Consider the following 24997-nt stretch of genomic DNA (forward strand, 5'->3'; position numbering starts at 1 on the left):
CGTCAAGATTGAACTGTCTGAAGTTTGCGGGTCTATCGTTAACGAGCAGCATCTTCAAGCTCACCTGCCGTGCGCGGGTTGATCAAGGTAATGTCATCAAACTCGCCCGGAGGAATCGTCATAATCGCATCCCGCTTCAGTAAATAGTAAATTGCATAGACTTGTGGACCGAAAACGATTTTGTCTTCGTGCTGCAAGTCTCGCTTGGGTAGCCTGCGCCCATTGATAAAAATACCGTTAGAGCTAGGCTTTCCCTTGAAGTTACCGTCCACGATTTGGTAGGAGCAGGTGTCATCGTCATGCATCACCCGTTTAAGGGTGGCATGATGACGCGATACAAAATGCGAAACAAGCCGAATATCACAACTTGGATCTCTGCCAATCGAGTAAGTCGAGCCATCTAGATGATATTCTTGACGACCCTTATCATCCTCAATGATTAACAGATGGATTTGTCGCGGTTTTGAAGCCATTGAGAAATTGCTAGCGTGACTAACGAGTTAGGACAGAAAACCAGGGAAAGAGGTGCCAGGTTGGAAGTTGATATTTATGAAGCTAGATGCCGTTCTTCTGTTACAACCCAGTTAAGCTTGCTGAATTAGCTTACTTTCTCTACTCAATTCGTGCTATGGATTCCGCAGAGGGACAAACTTCAGGGTTTCTGAAATTGTTTAACCGTAGTTATATCCATTTCTGATTTAGAGTTCAAGTCTCTCAGCCGGATTGCCCTTGATTCTCAGATTAGTCTAACTGCCAGACGCTTAAATTAGAGTCAACCCCTATTAACGTCATTTGCATTTTCAAAAGCTGCTAGATATTGCGGGTAGTGCGGCGTAGCAACAGAGAGTTGGTGACTACGCTAACAGAACTAAACGCCATGAACGCTCCCGCTGTAGCAGGACTAAGAATTACTCCTAAAGAGGGTAACAAAACCCCTGCCGCAATCGGAATACCCAGAGTGTTGTAGGCGAACGCCCAAAACAAATTCTGACGAATTTTATTGAAGGTAGCACGGCTGAGCTGGATTGACTCGACGACATCTATCAGGCGATCGCGCATCAGCACAATTTCAGCCGCCTCAATCGCCACATCGGTCGCTGAGTTGAGCGAGATTCCTACATCTGCCTGAGCTAGGGCTGGAGCATCGTTAATGCCATCACCCACCATTGCGACAAATTGTCCTTCAGCCTGAATTTGGGCGATCGCCGCTGCTTTACCGTCGGGTCGTACCTCTGCCAGCACATCTTCAGCTACCAGTCCAAGGGGAATGGCGATCGCCTCAGCCACCGCCCGCTGATCGCCCGTTAACAGCACCACCCGCAACCCCATTCGCCGAAGCCGCTCGACCGTTGCTTTTGCATCAGGACGCAGCGTATCTTGAACGCCAATTAGCCCCGCTAATTGGCCCTCTATCGCTACATACACAACCGTCTTGCCTGCTGCTGCCAAGACTTGCGATCGCTGTTGAGCCGCATCAGTCACCTCAACCGACTGCTGAGTCAGCCAACTTTGAGTACCTAAAACAACCTGTTGTCCCGCCACTTGAGCAGACACCCCAAATCCTGGCTCAGTATAAAAGTTTTGGGCAGGCAAAGATGCAACTCCTTGCTGCTGTGCCTGCTGCTGAATCGCCTCAGCCAGAGGATGTCGTGCGCCGCGCTCAACTGCTGCTGCAACCTCCAGTAGCCCAGCCTCCGAAATCTCTGATAGCGGCAAACAGTCTGTCACGATTGGCTGCCCAGTGGTCAGGGTGCCAGTCTTGTCGAATACAACGGTCTGCAACTGATGCACCTTTTCCAGCACATCACCGCCTCGAATCAGTAAGCCTCGCTCAGCCCCAATTCCCGAACCGACTAAGATTGCCGTCGGTGTAGCCAATCCCAACGCACAGGGGCAGGCAATTACCAGAACCGCGATCGCCAGCTTTAAGCTCAACAGCAGCGGAGATGCCGCCGACACAGCCTGAGCCATCGACGAATGCGCCATTCCACCATGTCCACCCATGACCCATTGCCCATTCCCCATTCCCCATTCCCCACCCCATAGGGGAATGCCAACGAAATACCAGAACAAGAAGGTCAACAGCGCGATCGCCATCACACCGTAGGTAAAATATCCAGCAACGGTATCAGCTAATCGCTGAATCGGGGCTTTACGGGTTTGAGCTGCTTCAACCAGGGCAATGATTTGCGATAGCGTCGTGTCTTTGCCTGTACGAGTTGCTTTCAGGGCGATCGCACCCGATTGATTCAAGCTGCCAGCTATTACTGGATTACCCGGTTGCTTTAATACGGGCATTGCTTCACCCGTCAACATCGCTTCATTGACCGTCGTCTGCCCCGCCACAACCTCGCCATCGACCGGAATTTTTTCGCCCGGCAAAACCTGTAGCCATGCACCAACCTGCACCTGCTCAGCGGGAATTTCGACACTATTTTCAGGGTGCAAAGCAAAAACAGCAGAAGATTCGGGTGCAGGCTCAGAGATTTGCGTTGTCCGTTCGCCTGTGTCCTTAATCAACCTCGCCAAGGTCGGCTTCAACGCCAGTAGAGACTGAAAGGCGATCGCCGCTCGACTTCTAGCCTGCTGCTCTAGCGTCCGCCCCAGCAAAATGAAGCCCAGCAGCATCACTGGCTCATCAAAAAAGCACTCCCAACCCAACTGCGGAAAAAACAGCGCCACCGTGCTAGCCGTATAAGCCGTAAGAGTGCCCAAGCTAACCAGCGTATTCATGTTAGGAATATTGTGCCGCAGCCCTTTCCAGCCATCTATCAGAATTGGCCGACCGGGAAAGATCAGCGTTAGGGTTGCCAGCCCAAAATGAAACCAAATATTGCTAAGGAGAGGAATCGTACCCCAACTAAAGTGGTCAAGATGCCCGATCGTGGACAGCAGCAGCAAGGTTGCCGCGATCGCCACTCGCTGGAAATGCTGTCGCGTTTCTAACCGCTGCCGTTCGGCTAAGTCAGGAAGATTCTCAGAAGAGGTGCCCGCTGTCCCTTCGACTGCACGAGGTTGAGTAGGAAAGCCAATTTCCGTCACCCGCTCTGCTAGTTTTGCAGGGTCTACCTGTCCTGGCTCACACTCTACCGTCGCCACCTCCGTTACGAGGTTGACGGTTGCCGAAACAACACCAGGGTGCTGAACAAGCTGATTTTCGACTGCTTTGACACAGCCTGCACACTTCATCCCACTGACATCTAGAGTCACCGTGTAGCGAGTATCAGAAGCAGTTGTGGTAGTAGACAGGGGTGGGCTAACTTGCATACTCAACGCAATGAGGGTTACGCCCCTGCAAAATCACAGGGTTTCTCTTTGAGAGTAGGCGAATTAGCGCCAAAATGACCACTGCATCGCGATTTCTTCTGAGTTAGTTAAGAATGTTCTGCTGAATGCTCTACGGGAAATTGGGTTGGCTCGGCTGGGCGATCGCCTCGACGCAAATACAGCAAATAGATCAAAACTCCAACCTGAACTGGCACCAGAGTCAGGTAACTTTTCAAAGGTGAAATTAGCTCTAACTGCGAAAAAGCACCAAAGTAGCCTGCGCCCATTAGCGCCAAGAGTAGAGTCAAAGCAAGCTTTTTACGCTTAATTCCTAACATTATTTCTACCAATATTCTGTTAGATAAACTCAATTAAGTCAGGTTTGCTGCTGCGCCGAGCAAATTCGCCAAGGGGGATTGAGCAAAAGCAGTGTAAAGGTTTCCAGAATTTGCCAACCCATAGAGCCGCCACGCATGGTAGCTCAGAGCTGTAACCAAACACAGCAGCAAGAAACGGTGGTCGCTCACCATAGCGGCATAAACTGCTCTGATTCGTCTAGCGGCAAGCAACTCAACAGCGATGTGAATTGCGACTCCGACAAAACCTGCAAAGACAATTGGTCCAAGCAGATGATGCTGAATGGCTAAGCCAAAATCTCCCTGAGCGATCGCCATAAACGATCGGGTCATGCCGCAAGTTGGGCAGGGAATTCCAGTTAGATGCAAGATTGGGCACTGGAGCAGCGGCACTCGATATCCCTGGTTGTACAGATAGGCACCTGCAATGGGAGCGATTGCTCCCCCCAAAAATCCCCAACGAATGCGGCGATCGCTAGTCGAAAGAGCGTCAGAAAACTCAAACATATCGGTTAGAAACCCTTAACCCTAAAGCCAAGCAGCAAACGAATCAGCTAGAACCAGCCCTTCTTGCTGAGGATATAGGTGCTAACAAACTCTTCATCAGATTTGGTCAGGTACATAATTCCTTCAACCAAACCGATAATGCCCATCACAGCACCACCGAATCCACAGGTCAAAATTGTGACAAGCAGCATAATTAGCCCCTCAGTGGTGTAGCCCAGAAGGAACTTATGAACCCCCAGAGCGCCCAGAAGAATGCCGCAGACTCCAGCCGCAACTTTTTTATCAGTACCTTGAGAAGGATTAGTCATTTTAGCGAGACTCCTATGTAAAATTTCTATGCTTCGCAAGCAGTATACCCAGTTATGCTGTGCATCCACCTCATGGCATATTTCTTGTAAAAAACTTGCAAATCCAAGTTTAGATTCAACTTGAGGATTGGGAAAATCGGACTTTTATCAACAGATTCTCGAGAATTTTCAGGGGTTACCTTCGGAAATCGGCAACGTTTAATAAGAACAGCACTCCACCCTGCAGTTCTTTGCTTGACCTATTGAATTTGCTAACTTTGAGCGTGCGAAAGGAAGCAGACCACTGTAGCTATAGCAGCTTCCAAAACAAATCTTGAAGCGTTTTCTTGGGGCGACTGCTTCAAGAAATCCGAGAATCTAAAAAGAACATTAACCTTAAGCGCTGAAGCTGCTTGTATTTCGTAAACTATTGTAAATAAGTACAAATACTTAACTTCTGTTTTGAACGAGCAGTTCCATCTTCTCTACGGAAGGTGGCGGTTGTGGTGTCAAAAAACTTTTAGTATGCGTAGGATGAGTACTGAGGAGCTATTAGCTGAGTACGCTAGTGGCCGACGAGATTTTCGGGAAGTAGATTTGAGCCAGGCTTACCTCTTTGAATGCAATTTACAAGATGCTGATTTTCAAGGAAGTAACTTAAGCCGTATTTACATGCCTTATGCCAACTTAGGTCGAGCCAATCTGCAAAAAGCCATCCTCTATGGAGCTGAACTCAGTAACACCAGATTTCAGTCTGTAAATTTGACAGATGCAGACTTGACACAAGCGAACCTATTTCGTGCCGATTTACGCAACTGTCAATTACAGCGCGCCAACCTATTCAGCACTAATTTTCAAAGTGCTGATTTGCGTAACGCTGATCTCAGCTTTGCTGACTTGAGTGGAGCAAATCTGGACAGCAGCAACTTAGACCAAGCAAAACTAATTGGCGCAAAGTTGAGCCGCTGTACTCTATTTCGGGCTCAGTCCGTTGACTTGGAGGGAGCTGAGGTAGATGGCACAACCGTCTTTCCAGATGGACACCGATTTGAATTTTGAGTATTGAATTCTACGTCTCAGACGACACGTTTCGATGCGTTTTCTGGACGAAAATTACTACACGGCGATTCTTGTAGGAAGCAGAGTAATTTTCTCTGCTCTCGCTCTTCAAACGCAGAGTCAGCTAAATTCAGCAAACTTCCCGAAAACCAACGCAATTCCTTGTAGAACAACAAAATAGAAACGCAAACGCGCCAAAATGAAAATGCGGGCGATCGCCCCGTCAATTGGGGCAACATAAGAGCAACATCACGTCCAAGTTGGTGTTTTGAGTCACACAGGGCAGTAAGTATGGATGCTGAGGAGTTGCTAAGCCAGTATGCAGTTGGGGTAAGAGACTTTCGCGAAGTCACTCTGGTTGGAGTAAATCTGAGCGGACAAGACCTACGCGAAGCGAACCTACGACGGGCTAACCTGAGCAAAGCAGATCTACGAGGCACAGACCTAAGTGCGGCTAATCTGCGCGAAGCCAATCTGTTTGGAGCAGATTTAACTCAGGCAATTTTGAATGAAACCAATTTGATTGGGGCAGATTTGACTCAAGCAGATCTGACTGAAGCAGATTTGACCGAATCTGGACTAAGAGGCACGAAACTTAATGAAGCCAACCTCAACCGTGCCAACTTGGCAGGCGGAAATTTGGGCGAAGCAAGCCTTAACAAGGCTAATCTACGGGAAGCTAACCTGAACGAAGCCAATTTGAGTCGGGCAAAACTCATTGCCGCAGATTTAACCAGCGCAATTTTAGAAGGCGCGAATCTCACCAACGCGATTTTGAACGAAGCAATTTTAGAAGGCGCGAATCTGATTGGGGCCCTGTTCAACGGAGCTAGTTTAGAAGAAGCAGATTTACGGAATGCAGATTTAAGCCGTGCCAGAATGATGAGCGCAAATCTAATTAACGCCATACTGACTCACACCAGTATTCGGGGCGCAAACTTGAGTTGGGCATCTCTGCGAGGTGCAAATCTGCGGGGTGCAAATTTGTATCGAGCCAGATTAAGCTGGACAAACTTGAGCGAGGCAAACCTGACAGAAGCAGTTTTAATCAATGCCAATATGACTCAGACGAATCTGCATAATGCCGATCTGACCGGCGCTATCATGCCAAACGCCAGTACTCATAAGTAGGCTAGCTACAGGTACACAAAAAAGGGAGGGCTAAGCCTTCCCTTTTTTAATTCAAGCGATCAGCATTATACCAATTCCAAGAATTAGGATTACAGATGGAAGAACACCCCACTCCGTGAAGTGCCCTTCCATGTGTAGCCTCTTTATTAGAATTAGAGAAACGTTATTACGACTACTTGGTCTCTGAGAACTCAGCGTCGATCACATCATCGTCGCCACCTGTAGGAGGTGGGACATCCGCACCATCGGCACCGGGAGCACTGCCGCCTCCAGGAGGTGTAGAGCCATCACCACCTTGCTGCTGATAGAGGTTGCTGCTGATGCTGTAGAAGGTTTGCTGAAGTTCACTGGTGAGTGTCTTGATCTTCTCGTAGTCTTCACCTGCACTGGCTTCGCGCAAATCCTTAATCAAGCCCTCAACCTTAGTCTTATCAGCCGCAGGTACCTTGTCTCCAAGGTCAGCAATTTGCTTCTCGGTTTGATAAACCAGCGAGTCTGCCTGGTTCTTGATGTCGATCTTCTCACGCCGCTCTTTGTCTGCCGTTGCATTAGACTCAGCCTCGCGTACCATCCGCTCGACTTCATTTTGAGGCAGGGTGGAAGCACCCGTGATGCTGATGGACTGTTCTTTGCCAGTCCCTTTATCCTTGGCGCGAACGTTAAGGATACCGTTTGCGTCGATGTCGAAGGTTACTTCGATTTGGGGAACACCACGAGGCGCAGGGGGAATGCCGTCTAAGCGGAACACACCCAGGTCTTTGTTGTCGTTTGCCATTTCCCGCTCACCTTGCAGGACATGGATTTCAACGTTGGTTTGACCGTCTGCTGCGGTGGAGAAGACCTCTGACTTCTTGGTGGGAATGGTGGTATTGCGAGGAATGATCTTGGTCATGACGCCGCCCAGCGTTTCCACACCCAAGGAGAGGGGACTTACGTCAAGGAGCAGGATGTCTTTCACTTCGCCTGCCAACACACCCGCCTGAATTGCCGCACCAACTGCAACCACTTCGTCTGGGTTAACAGTCTGGTTCGGGTCTTTGCCCAAAATCCGTTTGACCAGATCCTGTACAGAAGGGATTCGGGTAGAACCACCCACTAGTACAATTTCGTCGATCGCACCCTTATCCAGCTTGGAGTCACGTATGGCTGCTTCCACAGGGACGCGGCAGCGATCGATTAGGTCAGCACAGAGTTCTTCAAACTTGACGCGAGTCAGGGTCATGTCCAGGTGCTTTGGCCCGTCCTGAGTCGCAGTGATGAAGGGCAGGTTGATCTCCGCCTGAGTCACGCTAGAAAGCTCAATCTTCGCTTTTTCTGCGGCTTCAGTGAGACGCTGTAGGGCCTGCTTGTCTTTGCGCAGGTCGATTCCTTCAGTTCTTCTAAATTCTTCAGCCAGATGGTCTACGATTTTCTTGTCGAAGTCGTCACCACCGAGGTGAGTGTCTCCAGAAGTTGCCAGTACTTCAAATACGCCATCGCCAACTTCCAGGATGGATACGTCGAACGTACCGCCGCCTAAGTCAAAAACGAGGACTGTTTCGTTGCTCTTCTTATCTAAGCCGTAGGCTAAGGATGCAGCAGTTGGCTCGTTGATGATTCGGAGGACTTCAATACCCGCGATTTTTCCTGCGTCTTTGGTAGCTTGCCGCTGGGAGTCGTTGAAGTAAGCCGGAACGGTAATCACCGCCTGAGTCACGGTTTCACCCAAATATTTGCTGGCATCTTCAACGAGCTTGCGTAACACCTGAGCCGAAATCTCTTCGGGCGCAAACTGCTTACCAGCAGTCGGGCAGTCAATTTTGACATTGCCATTGACGTTGAGGATTTTGTAGGAAACCTCTGTCGCTTCATGAGTAACTTCGTCAAACCGGCGACCAATGAACCGCTTCACCGAGTAGAAGGTATTCTCAGGGTTCATCACTGCCTGACGCTTAGCGATCTGACCGACTAGGCGATCGCCATTTTTTGCAAAGGCAACAACCGAGGGAGTAGTCCGAAAACCCTCTGCATTGGCGATTACAGTGGGTTTGCCACCCTCCATTACTGCCACGCATGAATTGGTTGTTCCTAAGTCAATTCCAACAACTTTTGCCATAATTTACTCCAGTTCTACGATGGGGTCTGGTCAATTCCAGATTCATTAAGGGTTCTCAGTTCCCTCGCTTGAGACTGGGGAGATCCGCAGTCACCCCCAACTCTCCTCATGCGGCACAGGTTCATTACTCTATATACTGCGTATGTTTTCCTATTCTCATGAAGGCGTATTTACCGAACCAAGGCTTGGACGGTCGTACCGCATTGCACCAAGCGAGACACTGGGAGACAGAGGAATAACCCTGCTTAGCGCTCTCAATGACTTCAGTTTAGATGCTGCGATCGCTAGCCGAATTGGGGCGAACCGTAACCAGACAGGTGTGTTTGCCGCCAATTTCCAAATTTCAGAGGAAACTCAATGGCAAAGTCAGGTTGCGATCGCCAAAACAGTAGAATTGATCTGGTGAAAACAAACGCAGCGTGCGATCGCCGCCCCCTCATGGTTCATTTGTCTCCTGAATTGAAGTCCCGACTGTCCACCCCTTTGAGCATCGGCTCCTTTGAGGTCAACAGTCGCGTTTTGCAGTCGCCCTTATCGGGCGTAACCGATCTCGTGTTTCGGCGGTTGGTGCGACGCTATGCACCCACTTCGATGATGTACACCGAAATGGTTAACGCTACCGGGTTGCACTATGTGAAGCATTTGCCCAAGCTGATGGAAGTTGACCCCAACGAACGCCCAATCAGCATTCAGCTTTTCGATTGCCGTCCTGACTTTTTGGCAGAAGCGGCGCAGATGGCGGTTGATGAAGGAGCAGATACCGTAGACATCAACATGGGCTGTCCAGTCAACAAAATTACTAAAAATGGCGGCGGTTCCTCTCTACTACGCGATCCTGAGACAGCAGAAGCGATTGTCCGGGCAGTAGTGAAAGCCGTCAAGGTGCCTGTCACCGTCAAGACCCGCATCGGCTGGACAGAGAAAGAAATCAACGCAGTTGAGTTTGGTCAGCGAATGCAGGATGCAGGCGCACAGATGCTCACCCTGCATGGACGGACTCGCGCCCAGGGCTACAACGGACCCGCCAAGTGGGAATGGATTGGTCGTGTCAAGGAAGTGCTTTCGATTCCGGTGATTGCGAATGGAGACATTTTTTCGGTCGAAGCAGCCGTTCGTTGTTTAGAGCAAACCGGAGCCGACGGTGTGATGTGTTCACGCGGAACGCTAGGATATCCGTTTCTAGTGGGTGAAATCGACCATTTTCTCAAAACTGGGGAGTTGAGGGAGCCACCAACCGCTACAGAGAGGCTTCAGTGTGCGCGAGAACATCTGCAAATGCTGTGGGAATATAAGGGCGATCGCGGCATTCGTCAGGCCCGCAAACACATGACCTGGTACGCCAAAGGTTTTCCAGGAGCAGCCGAACTGCGCGGTCAGTTGTGCAACATTGAAACCGTTGAGCAAGGCTGTAGGTTAATCGATCAAGCGCTAGAGCAGCTTGCAAAAATTCCTACTCACTACGACGAGAGTTTTAACGAATTAGCTAACCAAGCAGAAACTGATTCTCCACTAGCAATTGCAGGGTAAGGGAACTACAGGAAAGCCCCTGCAATCAGCCCCACTAATGCACCCGCTGGAACTAACTGCCAGGTCGGGCGCTTGAAGCGAATCAGGGCAATCAAGGCAACCACGCCGACTACCGCTGCAACAATTGTTCGCCCCGGTGTTTCTTGTAGAATTGCTGCCTGGGCAAGAGGAATGGCAGCGGCGGCGATCGCCCCCAACACAGCAGGCATAACACCTTTCAAAAAGCTGCGAATCCAGGGATTTCGCCGAATCCGAATCAGGAACGGAGCAGCCCCCATAATGAACAGGAAGGATGGCGTGAAAATGGCGATCGCCGACACTAACGCACCTAAAGCCCCCGCCACTTTGTAGCCAACAAATGCAGCAGTAATCACAACTGGTCCAGGCGTGAGTTCACCAATGGCAACCCCGTCAATGAACTCGCTTCGAGTCAACCACTGAAACTGGTTAACGACCTCAAACTCCAGCAGGGGAATGATTACCAAACCACCGCCAAAAATGAAGCTACCGACTTTGAGAAAGAATAACGTTAGCGGCCCAAAATATTCCTGAATTCGTTCTAGTCCCCAAAAGCTGGACAGCGCCAAAGTTTCAGCAGGTATGGTGGCGATCGGGAATCCCTGCATAATCGGAGTTAGGGGAAATAGCCAGCCGCTCGTGCGATTAGAGGGAGCAGCAGGGGGATCGGGTCGATACACGATTAGACCGACGATACCTGCCAGGATAAATTGCAGCAGAACGTTGGTCTGGAAGAGTAATGTGACGAGGAGAACGGTGAGGGCGATCGCCACGCCTTTCCAATCCTTAATTCCCTTCTTGGCTAATTTCCAGCAAAACCCGAAAATGATGGCAATTACGACAGGCGAAATGCCCAGAAACAGATCATCAATCTGAGGCACACCCTGAAAGCGAAAGTACGCCCACGACAGCGTTAGCACAATTAAAAAAGCAGGCAAGATGAAACAAATGCCTGCGACCAGTGCCCCCAATTGCCCCGCCCGTATATAGCCGGTGTAAATTCCCATCTGGGTCGATGCTGGACCAGGCAACATTTCACAAACCGCAACTCCTTCAAGAAATTGCTCTTCTGTGAACCAGCCTCGCCGCACCACTGCCTCATCCTGAATCATGGCAATGTGCGCTTGCGGTCCGCCAAAGCCAATGGTGCCAAGTCTTAGAAACAATCGAGCCAGTTCCTTCAGTCGGGCAGCCAGACTGGATGCAGGCAGGCTAGCTTCTGCCACAGAGTCGTGATTGGTATGCTGATCCATTGCTGCGAAACCCTTAGAGGTAATTTACTCGTTGCCATCACAAAATCTTCACAGAAGCAGTGTATCGGATTTCGATAGCGAAAATCTAGACTTATTCCAAACGAGAATTACAGTTCCTCGAACAATTCGCCAAACAGTTCCCGCACCTTCTTTTTGGCATCTTCTAACTGCATTTTTCCTAAGTCGGTTGCTCGATAGAGCCGTCGATTTTGCCGTCCCGATCGCTCCTCCACGGAAGATAGATATCCCTTCCGCTCCATATCGTGCAGCATGGGGTAGAGCGTTCCAGCACTAAGCTTGTAGCCGTGACGGGCCAGTTCTTCCATAATGCCTACCCCAAAAATCGGCTCCTGAACTGCGTGATGGAGAATGTGAAGCCGGATTAAACTGGAGTAAAACTCTCGACCATCCATTGGGTGGGCTTTGCTAGATTAAGTACGGTGTAAAACGAATTTCCCTCTAAGTAGGTAGCGATCGCACCATTCGTGTGCTGATGAAGACCGCTATACTCCAAATTAGTACCTTATCAATTTGTGTAACTAGTCAGACTAGTTAGACTGGTTTTAGACTAGTTAAATTAGATCTATATTGAATATCCCAAGGCTAGATCATGACCTCATTTGCCACCTCTACTGTCAGAGCTGACCTGGGCGAGTTGCGGCGGTTGAAAACCCTGCTGCCTCCCGAACTTAGAAGCTGGGTTTCTATTGAAGCGTCTACTGCTGTCAACCCACCGCTGATTACCTGCGAAGAAATCGGCAAAGACCAGGTTGAGGTTCAAGTAGATCTAATCAAGTGGGATCAACTGGCACTAGACCAAAGAAATCTGCTGTTTTGGCATGAAGTCGCCCGCATCCAGAACGACACGATTCCTAGAGATGGCTGGGAAATGGCGGCTTTGGCAATTGGTCTGGGCGGTGCTGTCGGTGAGCTTTGGGTGCAGGATGGTCTGCTACTGTTCTTGGCACTAGTACTCTGTGGTGTTTCCGGCTATCGCCTCTACCAGCGCAACAGCGGTGAGAAGGTGCTAAACGAGGCGATCGATGCAGACGAAAAGGCAATCGCCCTTGCCACTCGCTTTGGCTATACCTTGCCCAACGCTTACAAAAGCCTCGGCAGTGCGCTCAAAATCTTGATTGAACAAACTCCCAAAAAGCGCAACCGCAAGAAATACGAGTCTCGCCTCGAAGCGTTGAAGCAAAGTGCAGCTAGAGCAAAGGCAAGAGCAAAATCAATGCGAAGCGAAGCTTAATTTTTTGAACTGACGACCATTCATTGATTCCAAAAATTGTAGGGACGCAACGTTATTGTGTCCCTTTTATTCATTTTCTTTGGACAGCAACCACCCCCGATGTAAACCATCAATTTGAAAGAGTTGGTGGCGATGCGTATCTACAAGGGTTGTTGTTACTTAAACGCAGCGTTGTGTTCCTCTATTTGATTGATTCTATGAAACGGTTTGCTTTGTGAAAAGGTATAAAGCTAATGTGATTACACCTATTAGTATCCATCCAAGTCCTGGAATTAGTAATAGAAAAAGTAGCAGAGCTATTAAAGCTCCTGAGCCAGTGAGCAGATTAATTAATATTGGAAAACTGAATATAAAAGCAGTTCCAGCATGAGCGAGTTCTTTGCTTACATTACTGCTATTTCCTCTAGATAATTCTTTAGACTTTAGTAAATCCTCTTGAGCACTTTCCTGATCACCTAGCTTTTGATATGAAATACTGCGATTTTTATAGTAAAGTTCGGAGTTAGGCTCAATCAAAATTGCTTTGCTGAAATCTTGAACAGCCTGCCGGTAGTTTCCTAAGTTTTCGTATGCTGCTCCTCTATTATTGTAAGCAGATGCGTAACTAATACCATAATTAAAAGACCAAGTATAATCTTCAACGGCCTTTTGATATTCTTCTATAGCAAAGAACGCTAGCCCTCTTTCATAGTAAGCCTGACCATGATCAGGCTTCAAGCTAATAACTCGGTTGTAGTCCTCAATGGCTTCTCTGTGATGTTCCAGAGCTAGTTTATTAGAGGCTCTCATAAAGTAGGCTTCAGTGTGGCTGGGGTCAAGACTTATTATTTGTGAGAATAAGTTGATCGCTTCCTGATTCTGACCCTTGTTCTTTTTAAGTCCTTGACTGAAAAGGGAATCAATTATTTCTATTTTGCTTTGATCTAGAATGTGGAACGACTGATTTAGAGATGAGTACTTGAGCGCCTCTACGCCCAACTCAAATTCTCGGTTCCATGCTGGAAAATCTTCGCCTATTTGTTTTCCATAAATCTTGATTCTTTCAAGGTTCAATACTCCTAATTCTGTTAATCTTTCACAGATAAATTTGACCCACGGTTCTTGAGAAGGTGCTTGCTCACTCTCTAGCATAAGATGCAAACAATTATTCTTGAGAGAAACTTTAGATATGATGTTTTTGGTTTGTAGTTGCTGATTTAGCAAAGCAGCAATTGCTTTTGGATTGCCCTGTTTTGCGAGAGCTAAGAGGGATGGTTTTGAAATAGTCATAAAAGTTTCTCAGTTAGAAGTATCGGGAGGGGAATTAATTGTAGGGTGCCCTGAGGTACTTCTGGACTACCTTAAAACTGAAGAACCAATTGACGATTTTGTAGCTAGATGGATTTCCGACTATAACGAAAGCGCAGGTTGTTGGTTTGCTTGAAGAGGCTAAAAAGCAACTCATTGGCTCAGTGCATAGTATGGAACTTCTTCTAGAAGAATGCATGTGATCGCACTTGCGAGAGAGTTTGCTACTCACAAGCTGCGCTAGCCTCAGCAGCCAAAGGACAGGCTACGGTCGTTAGGGCATAAGAGAATCTGTAAGAATTAGCAACGCGCATCAATGTATAAGAACACCTTCTGGTATTCAAGCTAGGGACAGCCCCAGGCGGAACAGCTTCTAGAAAGTCGGGAATTATTTTCACTACAAGTTGCTCGACTAATAGTTAGGCTAGCGAAATGTTTGCTAGGCTATTTAACAGCCAGCTCAATTGAGCTGTATTGGTTCAGTGTTAAGGGTTTGTTCTTTGGGTCTTGTTCTTTCAGTAAGGTCGCGATTGCCCTTTCTCCCATGCTCACCACATCCACTTCAGAGCAATGCGCCGCAAAAATCATGGAAGTCGTCCCAGGAGTAATTCGCTTTATTCGGGCAGATATGCGACGACAGGGGCAAGCCTCCGTATCCCTCTCCCAACTGCGCGTATTGTGGTTTCTGAACCGTTGCCCCCAGTCTTCTCTTTCTGAAGTGGCTGATGATCTGGATGTCACTCGTCCCACAATGTCCGCAATGATTGAACGGCTGGTACAGCGAGGATTTGTGAATCGGGTAGAAGATCCTGAAGAGCGCCGTCGTGTTCTGCTAACCCTGACCGCTACAGGTTCCAAGTATTTAGAACAAGTCTCTGAAGCAACTCGGTCTAAAGTGGCTGGAGTTTTGTCACCGCTCTCCGACACCGAGCTTCAGCAACTCATGCAAGGCATTGCCCTATTAGAAAAAGCATTCCGTGACGTTAAAGACTGAATCTATGTAGAGGATGTGCGATGCCCATTATTGAGACCCGTCAACTGACAAAGCAGTTTAGACAGACAGTAGCTGTTGATGCTTTGTCCATCGCTGTTGAGCCAGGTGAAGTGTTTGGGCTGCTTGGTCCCAATGGTGCAGGAAAAAGCACCGTCATCAAAATGCTAACCACGCTATTGCCGCCTACTTCTGGTGCTGCTAGTGTGGCTCAGTTTGATGTCACCCGACAGATGCCACTGGTGCAGCGGTCAATTGGCTACGTTCCGCAGGCTCTTTCGGTGGATGGGACGCTGACAGGCTACGAAAATTTGCTGATTGTGTCCAAACTCTACGACATTCCTCGCTCTCAACGGTTGGGACGGATTCAGGACATTTTAGGCTACGTCGGACTAGAGGATGTTTCAGATCGATTAGTGCGAACCTACTCTGGCGGCATGATTCGGCGATTGGAAATTGCTCAGGCATTGCTGCACCGTCCGCGTGTGCTGTTTATGGACGAACCAACTGTAGGGCTTGATCCCGTTGCCCGCAATTCCATGTGGAATTTGGTGAAACAGCTTTGCCGCGACTACGAGGCCACGATTTTCCTGACGACTCACTTCATGGAAGAGGCAGATAGTTTGTGCGATCGCCTTGCCATCATGCACCTCGGAAAAGTCGTTGCAACAGGCACTCCTGATCAACTCAAAGCTTCGATTAACAAACGAGATGCCAGCCTCGACGACGTATTCATCTACTACACCGGGGATTATTTAGCATCAGCAGGAGACTACCGTGACACCTCAAAAACCAGGCGCACTGCTCAGCGGCTCGGCTAGACCGACTCAGACTCACTCAGCTAACCCCTTTTCTAGCCTCGGCAACTTCATCTATAAAACGCTGACGGTGACAGAGCTAGAAGTTCGCAAGCTGCGTCATGATCCGACTCAATTGATGACGCGAGCGGTACAGCCTTCCTTGTGGCTACTGATTTTTGGACAGGTATTTAGCCGGATTCGGGCAATCCCAACCGGGGATCTGCCCTACCTGGACTTTATGACACCCGGAATTCTTGCCCAAAGCATTCTATTTATGGCAATTTTCAACGGGCTGTCTGTCATTTGGGAGCGCGATTTGGGCATTTTGCACAAACTGCTAGTTAGTCCGACTCCCAGAGCTGCGCTAGTAGTGGGGAAGGCGATCGCCGCTGGGGTGCGTAGCCTTTCTCAGGTCATCTTGATTTACATCCTGGCTTCCCTGCTTGGCGTTGGAATCGATTGGAATCCATTCGCTCTGCTGGGAGTCCTAATCGCCACTCTGCTCGGGGCTACCCTCTTCTCCACGCTGTCGCTGATCGTTGCCTGCATCGTCAAAACCCATGAGCGCTTTATGGGAATTGGTCAATTTCTCACCATGCCGCTGTTTTTTGCCAGCAATGCTATCTACCCAATCGAAATCATGCCGCATTGGTTGCAGGTGATTTCATACGTTAACCCTTTGACCTATCTGGTAGATGTCTTGCGAAGTCTGATGCTCACCAGTGAAACCAGCACCTACCCGATTGCGACAGACTTAGGCATTTTGTTGGCTGCAACTGCCTTTTTGACTATGGTTTGCGCTCGTCTTTATCCCAAACTCGTAACTTAGGAACGTGAATTAACTAAACTACTTAATTCCCCTGCTGTAAGGGCTTGGCAGTGCCAAGCCTCTAACTGAAATCCTGCACTTTACTAGATTCATGCTCCTTGATGTCCAGTTTGGTGAGTTTGTGGAGTGTAAAAAGCTTTAGATCGCTCTTTCAAAAAAACAAGCATCCAGCTCGATTAGAGAAGCGTACTTATTCAAAGGGCGAATTTTAAGCAGAGATCTATCAGATTGGGTTGTGGAACTTAGTCCCTTAGTCCGCAGTCTCTAGGCTCAAGCAGTTGAGTGTTGGTCAAACCGTCAGCAAACGTTTCGACCCTTCTGAATGCATCTCGTTTCAACTTTGCTAGACAAGCTTGACTGCATAACTAAGACGTCACTATTTCGCCCATCACCCACAAACACAATATTCATTGCTGACTATGAAGATCCAACCGCTGGCAGCAGGGGTGTTAGGGCTGATCGCAACTGGAGGCATTGTCTATGGTGCAGTCAGTTCTGTCCAACCTGCATCAGATGCTCCGACATCGAACACAGCCAGCTCTGATTCCTCATCACCGTTGCCCTCGGAGTTTTCAATCCTAGAAACTCCAGTTGCTTCCGCACCTGCCGATGATTCCTCTAGCGCTTCCGCACCAGAGCCAGAGCAGTCTCCAGACACGCCACTTTACCAGCAGCTAGAAGGCACCTGGTCATCTGACATGATGACAGTAACTTTCAGTTGGGATCAAGGAGTTTACTCAGGCGTGTTGCTAGATCAGCCGTTTACCAAATCCCTAGAGTTTGTCCGAGAACAAGAAAATGCCGTGGTTTTCAAGGCAAGTGGCAGTGAAATGATCTGCGAGTTTCAGGCGGATGGAGCGATCGCCCTGGTGACGCGAGGCGAAGACAATCCACCGATTGTGCTAAGAAAATCTAGCTAACTCATCTATTAACTCATCCGTAAGTTCTGAAGCCAAATGTAGAATTTACAGATGCACGGGTGAGGAAACGCAATGCAGCCTAACAAGACCGAAAAGCAAAAAATGTTGGCGGGTGAACTGTACTGGGCTGCTGACGCAGAGCTAGTTGCAGGGCGACGGCGAGCGACTCGGTTGACTCGTGACTACAACGCAACAACCGAGGAAGAACAGGAACGGCGATCGCACCTCCTACAAGAGCTATTTGGACAAGTAGGACCGAAAATCTATATTGAGCCTCCGTTCCGCTGTGACTACGGCAGCAACATCTACGCAGGCGAGAATGTGTACATGAATTTTGGCTGCATTATTTTAGATTGCAGCACAGTTCGATTGGGTGACAATTTGCTCTGTGCGCCCAATGTGCAAATTTATGCTGCCCATCATCCAGTAAGTCCGGCAGAGCGGCTAACAGGGCTAGAGCTAGCGTCTCCTGTAACGATCGGTAATAACGTTTGGTTGGGCGGTGGAGTGATCGTTTGCCCCGGTGTGACAATTGGCGACAACACCACTATCGGCGCAGGCAGTGTCGTCACGAAAGACATTCCCGCTAATGTGGTGGCGGTGGGCAATCCCTGTCGGGTAATTCGGGAGTTGGGGGTTGAGAATTAGGGATTGGGGAATTTTTACCGGCGCTTTCTTCTGGGATTGTGGGGGAATGGGGGGCGGTGGGGCGATCGCTTCATGCGGCGGTCGCCTCGATGATCGCGATCGATGCGGTCGGCTTCTTCCACCATTTTTTTGGAAGGGATGCCCTGTTCAGCCCGCGCATCATCCGTGATAGCGACAGCGTGGTCGTCGGGGACAATCCTAGAACCGTAGCGTCTGGCATAGACCTGCGTTAGCTCTGCCCCAAAAAATAGAATTTGAGCGGAGTAATAGACCCACGCCAGGATGATAATCACCGAGCCAGCCGCGCCGTAGGCTGAAGCAAATCCGCTGTTACCCAGGTACAACCCGATGAGGTACCGACCAATGGAAAACAGCAATGAAGTCAACACCGCCCCAATGGCAACGTCTCCCCAGGTAATTTTCACGTCTGGCAAAAATTTGTAAATCATTGCAAACAGCAAAGCTGTCACGCCAAACGAGATGAAAAAGTTGACCAGTTGCCAGAGTCCATCAACCCCTGGCACTAAGCCGCTCAGATAATTGTTTAGGGCAGCCAGAACCGCACTGATGACGAGCGACACGAGCAACAAAAAGCCGATGCCGAGCACCATGCCAAAGGACAAAACTCGCTTACGTACCATTTCAAATACATTGCCATCGGGTCGTTCTGTCACTTCCCAAATGGTGTTCAGTGCGTCTTGAAGCTGAGAAAACACGCCAGAGGCACCAAATAGCAAAATTGCGATACTGATGGTCGAGGCAAGGAAACCAGTATTTTCTCCAGGCTGGTGGGCATTGTTGATCGCCGTCTCGATAAATTCGGCTCCTTCTCGACCCAGCAATCCTTGAATCTGCCCTACAAGTTGTCCTCTGGCAGCTTCTTCGCCAAGTACGGCTCCGGCGATCGCAATCACGATAACTAGTAGTGGCGCTAGGGAAAATACGGTGTAGTATGCCAGAGATGCGGCTAACCGTGATGCTTTGTCCTTATTCCACTCTGAAAATGCTTCCTTTAAAAGTCTCCAAATTTTCTTTAAGCTCACAGCCGCCCATCCTTTGAGGTGAAATAAGCCTTGGCAAAAATTGCAATCCCTCTGGCAATTGACTTATACCGTTTTTGTATAAAGCTATGTATTCGGGAGCGTGCCCTGCGTACGCGTGACACACTTCAAAACACACAGCTAAAGAAAATTGGTATTGAACCTCTTGCAAAAGGCTGAGGATTACAGTTCTTGTCTGTCTCCTATTTACTACGAGGTGCCCACTAGAAGGATCTTCCGCAGGAGCGAATGCATCAAAATCCTTGCTAACTTAAGACTGGTTTGGTTGAGATGAGTTGAGACTATCAGCCCAAGTGATCGAGCGGGGTAATGCCCCTCTTGTAGCTTGTCGTGTAGGAGTCTCAAACTGCTATGCAATAATTTTCACAGTGCCAGGGTGTTAAAGATAGTGAGCCAACTATTGGGTGGTCGTTATCAATTCATCAAAATTTTAGGATCAGACGAGCTAGAGCAAACTTATCTGGTCGGGGATACGCAATTTCCAGGACATCCAAAACGGGTTGCCAAACATCTACAGCTTCCCGACCGTAATCCCAGGACGCTCAAATTTGTATTAATTCTGCTGAAAAAGAAAGCAGAAGCGCTACAAAAGGTCGGAAAGCACGACCAAATTCCGCAAATTTTAGATTTTTTTGAGGAAAATAATAATTTCTATCTAGTTGAGGAATTTATCCTCGGTCACCCCCTCAGTGACGAAATTTTGCCGAAGCAGGCATTGTCTGAACTGTGGGTTTTGCAATTTTTGCGCGAGGCGATGGAGATTTTGGTGGTGGTGCATCGCTGGGGATTCATTCACCGCCGAATTAAGCCCTCCAACCTACTGCGTCGCCATTCTGATAGCCGTCTGGTGCTGACGGGCTTTGGCATCTTTAAGGAAATTAGTGCTGAGGTGATGCGATCGCCCGAATACGCTTCTCCCTTTGGCACCAATGGCGCTTCTGCTTACGTTCCAAATGAGCAAACTCAGGGACAGCTTCAGTCTAATAGCGACATTTACGCAGTCGGGATGATTGGGATCCAGGCGATTACTGGACTGACTGCTCCCGAATTAATCAAATTGCAGGATGCCGGACGATTTAGCCAGGGCGAAATTTGGAATGGTCGCACTCGAATTAGCCCAGAGCTAGCAACCATTCTCGATAAGATGGTACATCCCGATAGCAGCCAGCGCTATCAAGAGGCAACAGAGGTGTTGGACGAGCTGAATCGGCTGGTTTCAGGTGAAGAAACTGTGCCGATTCCATCACCGCCCCGCCCTCCACGCTTAAATCTGTCTGCACCTCCAGTGCGTCGCTCTTTAATCCCTGTGGGAATCGCGCTGGCAGTTCTGGGCGGGTTGGCGATCGTCCTTTATTCACGCCTTCCCCAAACGCTGATGTCCAACCATTTGCTCAACCGGGGATTGGAGCAGGAAGAACAGGGCGACGATCAGCAGGCGATCGCTCGCTACGACCAGGCCATTCGCACTAACCCTAGTAGTGAGGTGTACTTTAACCGGGGTGTCGCTCACTCTCGCCTGGGCAACCAGCAAGCCGCTTTAGAGGATCTGACCCAGGCAATCCAACTGAATCCCAATCAGCCTGAGGCTCACTATTTTCGGGGAAATGTGCGCTACGAATTGGGCGATCGCCAGGGAGCGCTTTCAGACTATACCGAGGCAATTCGGCTTGAGCCCCAATCTGCCCGTGCTTACGCAAATCGGGGCAGTGTTCGAGCTGACCAGGGAGATGACCGAGGCGCGATCGAAGACTACACGCAGGCGATTCAAGTTGATCCCAACATGGCAGCGGCTTATCTCAATCGCTGTTTGTCCCGCTCTAATCTAGAGCAGCATCGAGAAGCAATCGATGACTGCACTCAAGCCATCAGCTTGCAGCCTAACTCAGTCGCAGCGTACCAAAACCGAGGGCTAGTGCGTCGTCGTTTGGGAGATATCACCGGTGCAATTGAGGATTTCAACATTGCAATTCGGCTTGATCCTGATGATGCCGATCCCTACTACAACCGAGGGGTGGCACGATCAGAGTATGGGGATGAAACGGGGGCGATCGCCGACTACAGCGAAGCGATTCAGCGCAACCCCAACCATCCATTTGCTTATTACGATCGGGCCTTGTCGCGGGTAGATACCGGAGATCAAGAAGGGGCGATCGCCGACTTTCACCAGTCTGCCAAACTCTGCCTTGATTCGGGGAGAACTGGCTGTTATGAAGATGCTCAATATCAAATCGAACAGCTTCAGGGAGCAGAGTAAATTCTGCTAGAAAGCCGTAGATGGGCAAAGAGCAATTGCTCTTTGCCCATCTCACAAGTTTATGAGCTTAGGATAGGCACGCTTTGCTTTGCCCATCCTGCGACTTCCTGGGAGTTCCCTAAACATTCACCACCGATTTATCGGGCATGACTGACGCAGGTGTAATCTCTCCCAGCAGTTCATCATCTTCACCCGTAATTAACCGAGCGCCTCGATTTTTGGTGAAATAGCTCCACGCCCACTGAGTCATGACGATCAGCTTATTGTCAAACTCAACCAGGTAGTAGATGTGAACGAAAATCCAAATCAACCAGGCGGGTAAACCAGCAAACTTGAGCTTACCCAGGTTTGCCACCGCTGCATTGCGCCCAATCACCGCTAAACTGCCGCCATCAGAATACTGGAAGGCTGGCACTGCTTGACCCTCAAGCCGCTGCTTGATCAGCTTGGCAATGTAGCTGCCCTGCTGCATTGCGACAGGTGCTACACCTGGAAGGGGTTTGTCACCCTGATGGGCAAAATGAGCCAGATCGCCCACCACAAAAATGTTTGGATGTCCCGGCACAGACAGATCCGATTCCACGATTACCCGACCGACGCGATCGAGTTCTGCACCTGCGCGCTCTGCCAACACTTTCCCCATCGCGGAGGCCTTGACTCCAGCCGCCCAAAGGATTGTGCGAGATTGAATCTGTTCGGTGCGATCGCCCTGCTTCATCGTCACCACATTGTCATCAATATTGGTAACCAGAGTGCGCGTCTGCACCGTCACACCCAACTGAGTCAGCGACTTTTCTGCTTCTGCCGACAACTCAGGCGGGTAAGGAGGCAACACCCGATCCAACCCTTCCAGCAAGAAGATGCGGGCTTCAGTCGTGTCGATGTTGCGAAAATCATGCTTAAGCGTCGTGTGAGCCAATTCTGCCAGTGCACCTGCAAGCTCTACGCCGGTTGGACCACCACCTACTACCACAAACGTCAACCAGGCACGCCGCTTCTCAGGATCAGGCTCCTTCTCAGCCGCCTCAAATGCCATGAAGATCCGTCGCCGCATTTCCAACGCATCTTCGACGGTTTTTAAGCCTGGAGCAACGTTTTCCCAGGCATCGTTGCCAAAGTAGTGATGGCTTACGCCCGTCGCTACGATCAGGCTGTCGTACTCTAAAGTCTGGTTTCGCAGCGTCACCTGTCGCTGCTCAGAGTCAATATCCGTCACCTCATCCATCAGCACCTTGACATTGCGGCTACCGCTAAGGACTGCACGCAGAGGTGAGGAAATGTCTCCGGGAGATAAGCCACCCGTTGCTACCTGATAGAGCAATGGTTGAAACAAGTGAAAGTTGCGCTTATCAACCAGCGTTACTTCTACAGGAGCGCGACTCAGCGCTTTGGCTGCATACAGTCCACCAAAACCACCGCCAACGATCACAACCTTGTGGGGGGATGGACGATTCTCTGCGTCTGACATCAGCTCCTGCTCCGCTTGAATAGGTTTTGCAATGGTGTTCACTAAACAAGCTGTATGACTGTGGATTTTGACAGCTTGTTTCGGTTTCTCTGTCTAACTATTTTTACACAAATTTACACTATAACCACCACTTTTGCACAGGTTCACTGAGTATTTATACACAGCAGCGATCGCTACATCTGATATTTGCGATCGCCCCCTTGTCCTTAATGCAATGGGCTAATACAGCGAATGACTTTTAGTCATTTCTTTTCAGGATGATCGCTCTCACCGGAAGGCGTACCCAGTTGATTGATTATCTTGATCATCTGGTACAGTCGCCCCAAATCTCGCTGATTAAAGCTCATGACTAAGCGTGGTAGCTCTGCCATTTCACCGTTGATTTTTTCGGGTACTGCCGAACTTTTCTCAATCTTTCCCTCTAACAAAATATCTGGGAAGGTTTCGTTGAGGTAATCTACATCTGCGTCAGAAAGTTCGCACTTGAGCCGTAGCACCAGCTTCCCCTGCGTATACCGGCTGGAATGGAAAACGCGGTAAAAGCTAATGATCGCTTCGTAAGCCACATCGAGGCAATCGGTGATGGTGTAGAGGCTCAAATCATCCGGGCTAATCAGACCATTTCGCAGCAGTTGATTCTTCACATAATCCTGCCAGCCCAGCCAATACTCGCCCTCTGGACGATCAATCAGTACTAGCGGCAGCAAATCGGATTTACCCGTTTGAATTAATGTGAGGCATTCAAAAGCCTCGTCCTGAGTGCCAAAGCCACCTGGAAACAGGACCAGAGCATCGCTTTCCCGCAAAAAGAAGAGCTTACGAGTAAAGAAATACTTGAAGTTGATCAGCTTGCGATCGCCCTCAATGTAAGGATTAGCGCCCTGCTCAAATGGAAGCTGAATGTTTAAGCCAAAGGAGCGATCGGCACCCGCCCCCTCGTTTCCAGCCTGCATGATGCCACCGCCCGCCCCCGTCATCACCATAAACCCTTGCTGAGTGATGTATCGGGCAAACTCCGCAGCCATCTTGTAATGAGGGCTCTCTGGCAAAATCCGAGCTGAGCCAAAAATCGTCACCTTACGTACATGACGATAAGGATAGAATCCTCTGAATGCTCTCTCCATATCTTGCAGAGAAGCATTCAGAATCTTCCAGTCCAGCCGATCCGCCTCAACCTCTGCCATGCGAACCAGCGTCATGATTGCCTGCTGAACCAACTCCCCATGCATCATGTCTGGCAATTGGTCGATTAGGTTATTGACCTCTACCCGCAGCGAGTCAAGCGAATGGGATGAAGAAGATACCATGAAGTTCTTTAACGGAAGGCACTCTATTTTACCGAGGTTTCGGTCGGGTTGCCCTTAAACCAGACAAAATCACCCTTTCGGGTACACGGATTTTGCCCTACTTAAAATGTTTGAAAGTTTGTCCCTAAACGGCACAAACACAAGAACAAACTCGTCAGTACATACGAAGGGGATCTGCCAAAGAAGATTTGCGCTGTTCAGAATCATCTTCCTTCAGGCTCTCCCTTAAACTCACTAGCAAAAAAGACTAAACAACCCTGAAAGGAGAGAGTTCTTCGCTCTTCTCCGCTCAAGATTGCCTAAGTCTTATGCAATTTTCAGAGATGTTTTCCCTTAGGTTTAGAGATATTTCTCTAGGGTGTTAGCTAGCGTTGTCTTAGGAACCGCACCAACAACCATATCGACTCGTTGTCCTCCCTTGAAGATCATCAAAGTCGGGATACTGCGAATGCCATACTGACTTGCAACGCTGGGATTCTCGTCAGTATTAACTTTAACGACTTTAATCTGTCCGGTGTACTGCTCAGCGATCTCGTCAACGACAGGTGCAACCATGCGGCAAGGGCCGCACCAGGGTGCCCAAAAATCTACTAAAACGGGAACTTCACTATCAAGTACTTCTTGCTTAAAAGTAGAATCCGTAACTTGCGCGGCTGCTGACATGCCTGAAAAATCCTTGC

24 protein-coding genes are annotated in these 24997 nt (G+C 49.2%); 11 read left to right on the forward strand and 13 right to left on the reverse strand.

Annotated features, from left to right (window positions below):
• Window positions 1-38: 38 nt before the first annotated feature.
• The 5 genes from H6G00_RS22830 to H6G00_RS22850 all read right to left on the reverse strand — a co-directional run bounded on the left by H6G00_RS22830 (window position 39) and on the right by H6G00_RS22850 (window position 4438).
• Window positions 39-473 (reverse strand): FHA domain-containing protein, encoded by a 435-nt coding sequence (locus tag H6G00_RS22830; protein WP_190646279.1) that lies wholly within the window; start codon window positions 471-473, stop codon window positions 39-41.
• Window positions 474-810: 337 nt separating this feature from the next.
• Entirely contained in the window at window positions 811-3267 is a 2457-nt protein-coding gene (locus tag H6G00_RS22835) for a heavy metal translocating P-type ATPase (RefSeq protein WP_190798520.1), read from the reverse strand.
• Window positions 3268-3374: 107 nt separating this feature from the next.
• Complete coding sequence (locus tag H6G00_RS22840) at window positions 3375-3605, reverse strand: hypothetical protein (protein WP_190798521.1); 231 nt, start codon at window positions 3603-3605, stop codon at window positions 3375-3377.
• Between the two features lie 33 nt (window positions 3606-3638).
• Window positions 3639-4130 carry a DUF2752 domain-containing protein gene (locus H6G00_RS22845; protein WP_199318658.1) on the reverse strand — a complete coding sequence of 164 codons (492 nt, stop codon included), beginning with the start codon at window positions 4128-4130 and terminating at the stop codon, window positions 3639-3641.
• Window positions 4131-4177: 47 nt separating this feature from the next.
• Entirely contained in the window at window positions 4178-4438 is a 261-nt protein-coding gene (locus H6G00_RS22850) for a TM2 domain-containing protein (RefSeq protein WP_190798522.1), read from the reverse strand.
• A 513-nt stretch (window positions 4439-4951) separates the two neighbouring features.
• Between H6G00_RS22850 and H6G00_RS22855 the strand changes: the two genes are divergently transcribed.
• Both H6G00_RS22855 and H6G00_RS22860 read left to right on the forward strand, forming a co-directional pair.
• Window positions 4952-5476, forward strand: a complete 525-nt coding sequence (locus tag H6G00_RS22855; RefSeq protein ID WP_199318659.1) for a pentapeptide repeat-containing protein — start codon at window positions 4952-4954, stop codon at window positions 5474-5476.
• 291 nt (window positions 5477-5767) lie between these two features.
• Window positions 5768-6607 carry a pentapeptide repeat-containing protein gene (locus H6G00_RS22860; RefSeq protein ID WP_190798524.1) on the forward strand — a complete coding sequence of 280 codons (840 nt, stop codon included), beginning with the start codon at window positions 5768-5770 and terminating at the stop codon, window positions 6605-6607.
• 172 nt (window positions 6608-6779) lie between these two features.
• On the opposite strand, the gene dnaK is transcribed toward H6G00_RS22860, so the two are convergent.
• Entirely contained in the window at window positions 6780-8702 is a 1923-nt protein-coding gene (gene dnaK, locus H6G00_RS22865) for a molecular chaperone DnaK (protein WP_190798525.1), read from the reverse strand.
• Between the two features lie 142 nt (window positions 8703-8844).
• Here dnaK and H6G00_RS22870 point away from each other — a divergent pair, with 142 nt between their 5' ends.
• A complete protein-coding gene (locus tag H6G00_RS22870; RefSeq protein ID WP_190798526.1) occupies window positions 8845-9108 on the forward strand; it encodes a hypothetical protein in 264 nt (87 codons plus the stop codon).
• Window positions 9109-9140: 32 nt separating this feature from the next.
• Window positions 9141-10229 (forward strand): tRNA dihydrouridine synthase DusB, encoded by a 1089-nt coding sequence (gene dusB, locus H6G00_RS22875; protein WP_190798714.1) that lies wholly within the window; start codon window positions 9141-9143, stop codon window positions 10227-10229.
• 5 nt (window positions 10230-10234) lie between these two features.
• Here dusB and chrA read toward each other — a convergent pair whose 3' ends face one another.
• Both chrA and H6G00_RS22885 read right to left on the reverse strand, forming a co-directional pair.
• Window positions 10235-11500, reverse strand: coding sequence for a chromate efflux transporter (gene chrA, locus H6G00_RS22880; RefSeq protein ID WP_190798527.1), 1266 nt, complete (start codon window positions 11498-11500; stop codon window positions 10235-10237).
• Between the two features lie 107 nt (window positions 11501-11607).
• A complete protein-coding gene (locus H6G00_RS22885) occupies window positions 11608-11913 on the reverse strand; it encodes a PadR family transcriptional regulator (protein ID WP_190646271.1) in 306 nt (101 codons plus the stop codon).
• 197 nt (window positions 11914-12110) lie between these two features.
• On the opposite strand from H6G00_RS22885, the gene H6G00_RS22890 reads away from it, so the two are divergent.
• Window positions 12111-12752 carry a DUF3318 domain-containing protein gene (locus H6G00_RS22890; RefSeq protein ID WP_190798528.1) on the forward strand — a complete coding sequence of 214 codons (642 nt, stop codon included), beginning with the start codon at window positions 12111-12113 and terminating at the stop codon, window positions 12750-12752.
• Between the two features lie 195 nt (window positions 12753-12947).
• Here H6G00_RS22890 and H6G00_RS22895 read toward each other — a convergent pair whose 3' ends face one another.
• Window positions 12948-14021 carry a tetratricopeptide repeat protein gene (locus tag H6G00_RS22895; protein WP_190798529.1) on the reverse strand — a complete coding sequence of 358 codons (1074 nt, stop codon included), beginning with the start codon at window positions 14019-14021 and terminating at the stop codon, window positions 12948-12950.
• 562 nt (window positions 14022-14583) lie between these two features.
• Between H6G00_RS22895 and H6G00_RS22900 the strand changes: the two genes are divergently transcribed.
• The 5 genes from H6G00_RS22900 (at window position 14584) to H6G00_RS22920 (ending at window position 18227) form a co-directional block, all read left to right on the forward strand.
• Window positions 14584-15033, forward strand: coding sequence for a MarR family winged helix-turn-helix transcriptional regulator (locus H6G00_RS22900; protein WP_190798530.1), 450 nt, complete (start codon window positions 14584-14586; stop codon window positions 15031-15033).
• A 20-nt stretch (window positions 15034-15053) separates the two neighbouring features.
• Window positions 15054-15851, forward strand: coding sequence for an ATP-binding cassette domain-containing protein (locus H6G00_RS22905; protein WP_190798531.1), 798 nt, complete (start codon window positions 15054-15056; stop codon window positions 15849-15851).
• Window positions 15808-16659, forward strand: a complete 852-nt coding sequence (locus H6G00_RS22910) for an ABC transporter permease (protein WP_190798532.1) — start codon at window positions 15808-15810, stop codon at window positions 16657-16659. Before H6G00_RS22905 ends, H6G00_RS22910 begins: the two co-directional genes overlap by 44 nt.
• A 419-nt stretch (window positions 16660-17078) precedes the next feature.
• Window positions 17079-17579, forward strand: a complete 501-nt coding sequence (locus tag H6G00_RS22915; protein WP_190798533.1) for a hypothetical protein — start codon at window positions 17079-17081, stop codon at window positions 17577-17579.
• 72 nt (window positions 17580-17651) lie between these two features.
• Window positions 17652-18227: a sugar O-acetyltransferase gene (locus H6G00_RS22920; RefSeq protein ID WP_190798534.1), complete on the forward strand. Its 576-nt coding sequence runs from the start codon at window positions 17652-17654 to the stop codon at window positions 18225-18227.
• A 14-nt stretch (window positions 18228-18241) separates the two neighbouring features.
• On the opposite strand, the gene H6G00_RS22925 is transcribed toward H6G00_RS22920, so the two are convergent.
• On the reverse strand, window positions 18242-19270 hold the full coding sequence (locus H6G00_RS22925) for a YhjD/YihY/BrkB family envelope integrity protein (RefSeq protein ID WP_190798535.1): 1029 nt from the start codon (window positions 19268-19270) through the stop codon (window positions 18242-18244).
• A 406-nt stretch (window positions 19271-19676) separates the two neighbouring features.
• Here H6G00_RS22925 and H6G00_RS22930 point away from each other — a divergent pair, with 406 nt between their 5' ends.
• Window positions 19677-21542: a tetratricopeptide repeat protein gene (locus tag H6G00_RS22930; RefSeq protein ID WP_190798536.1), complete on the forward strand. Its 1866-nt coding sequence runs from the start codon at window positions 19677-19679 to the stop codon at window positions 21540-21542.
• A gap of 118 nt (window positions 21543-21660) precedes the next feature.
• Here the strand turns inward: H6G00_RS22930 and H6G00_RS22935 are convergent, their stop codons facing one another.
• The 3 genes from H6G00_RS22935 to trxA form a co-directional block, all read right to left on the reverse strand.
• Window positions 21661-23010 carry an NAD(P)/FAD-dependent oxidoreductase gene (locus H6G00_RS22935; protein WP_190646262.1) on the reverse strand — a complete coding sequence of 450 codons (1350 nt, stop codon included), beginning with the start codon at window positions 23008-23010 and terminating at the stop codon, window positions 21661-21663.
• Window positions 23011-23252: 242 nt separating this feature from the next.
• Window positions 23253-24317: an LOG family protein gene (locus H6G00_RS22940; protein WP_190798537.1), complete on the reverse strand. Its 1065-nt coding sequence runs from the start codon at window positions 24315-24317 to the stop codon at window positions 23253-23255.
• 339 nt (window positions 24318-24656) lie between these two features.
• Complete coding sequence (trxA, locus tag H6G00_RS22945) at window positions 24657-24980, reverse strand: thioredoxin (protein WP_190646260.1); 324 nt, start codon at window positions 24978-24980, stop codon at window positions 24657-24659.
• Window positions 24981-24997 lie beyond the last annotated feature (17 nt).

It is taken from the genome of Leptolyngbya sp. FACHB-541 (assembly GCF_014695875.1).
GTDB lineage: Bacteria > Cyanobacteriota > Cyanobacteriia > Elainellales > Elainellaceae > JAAUTN01.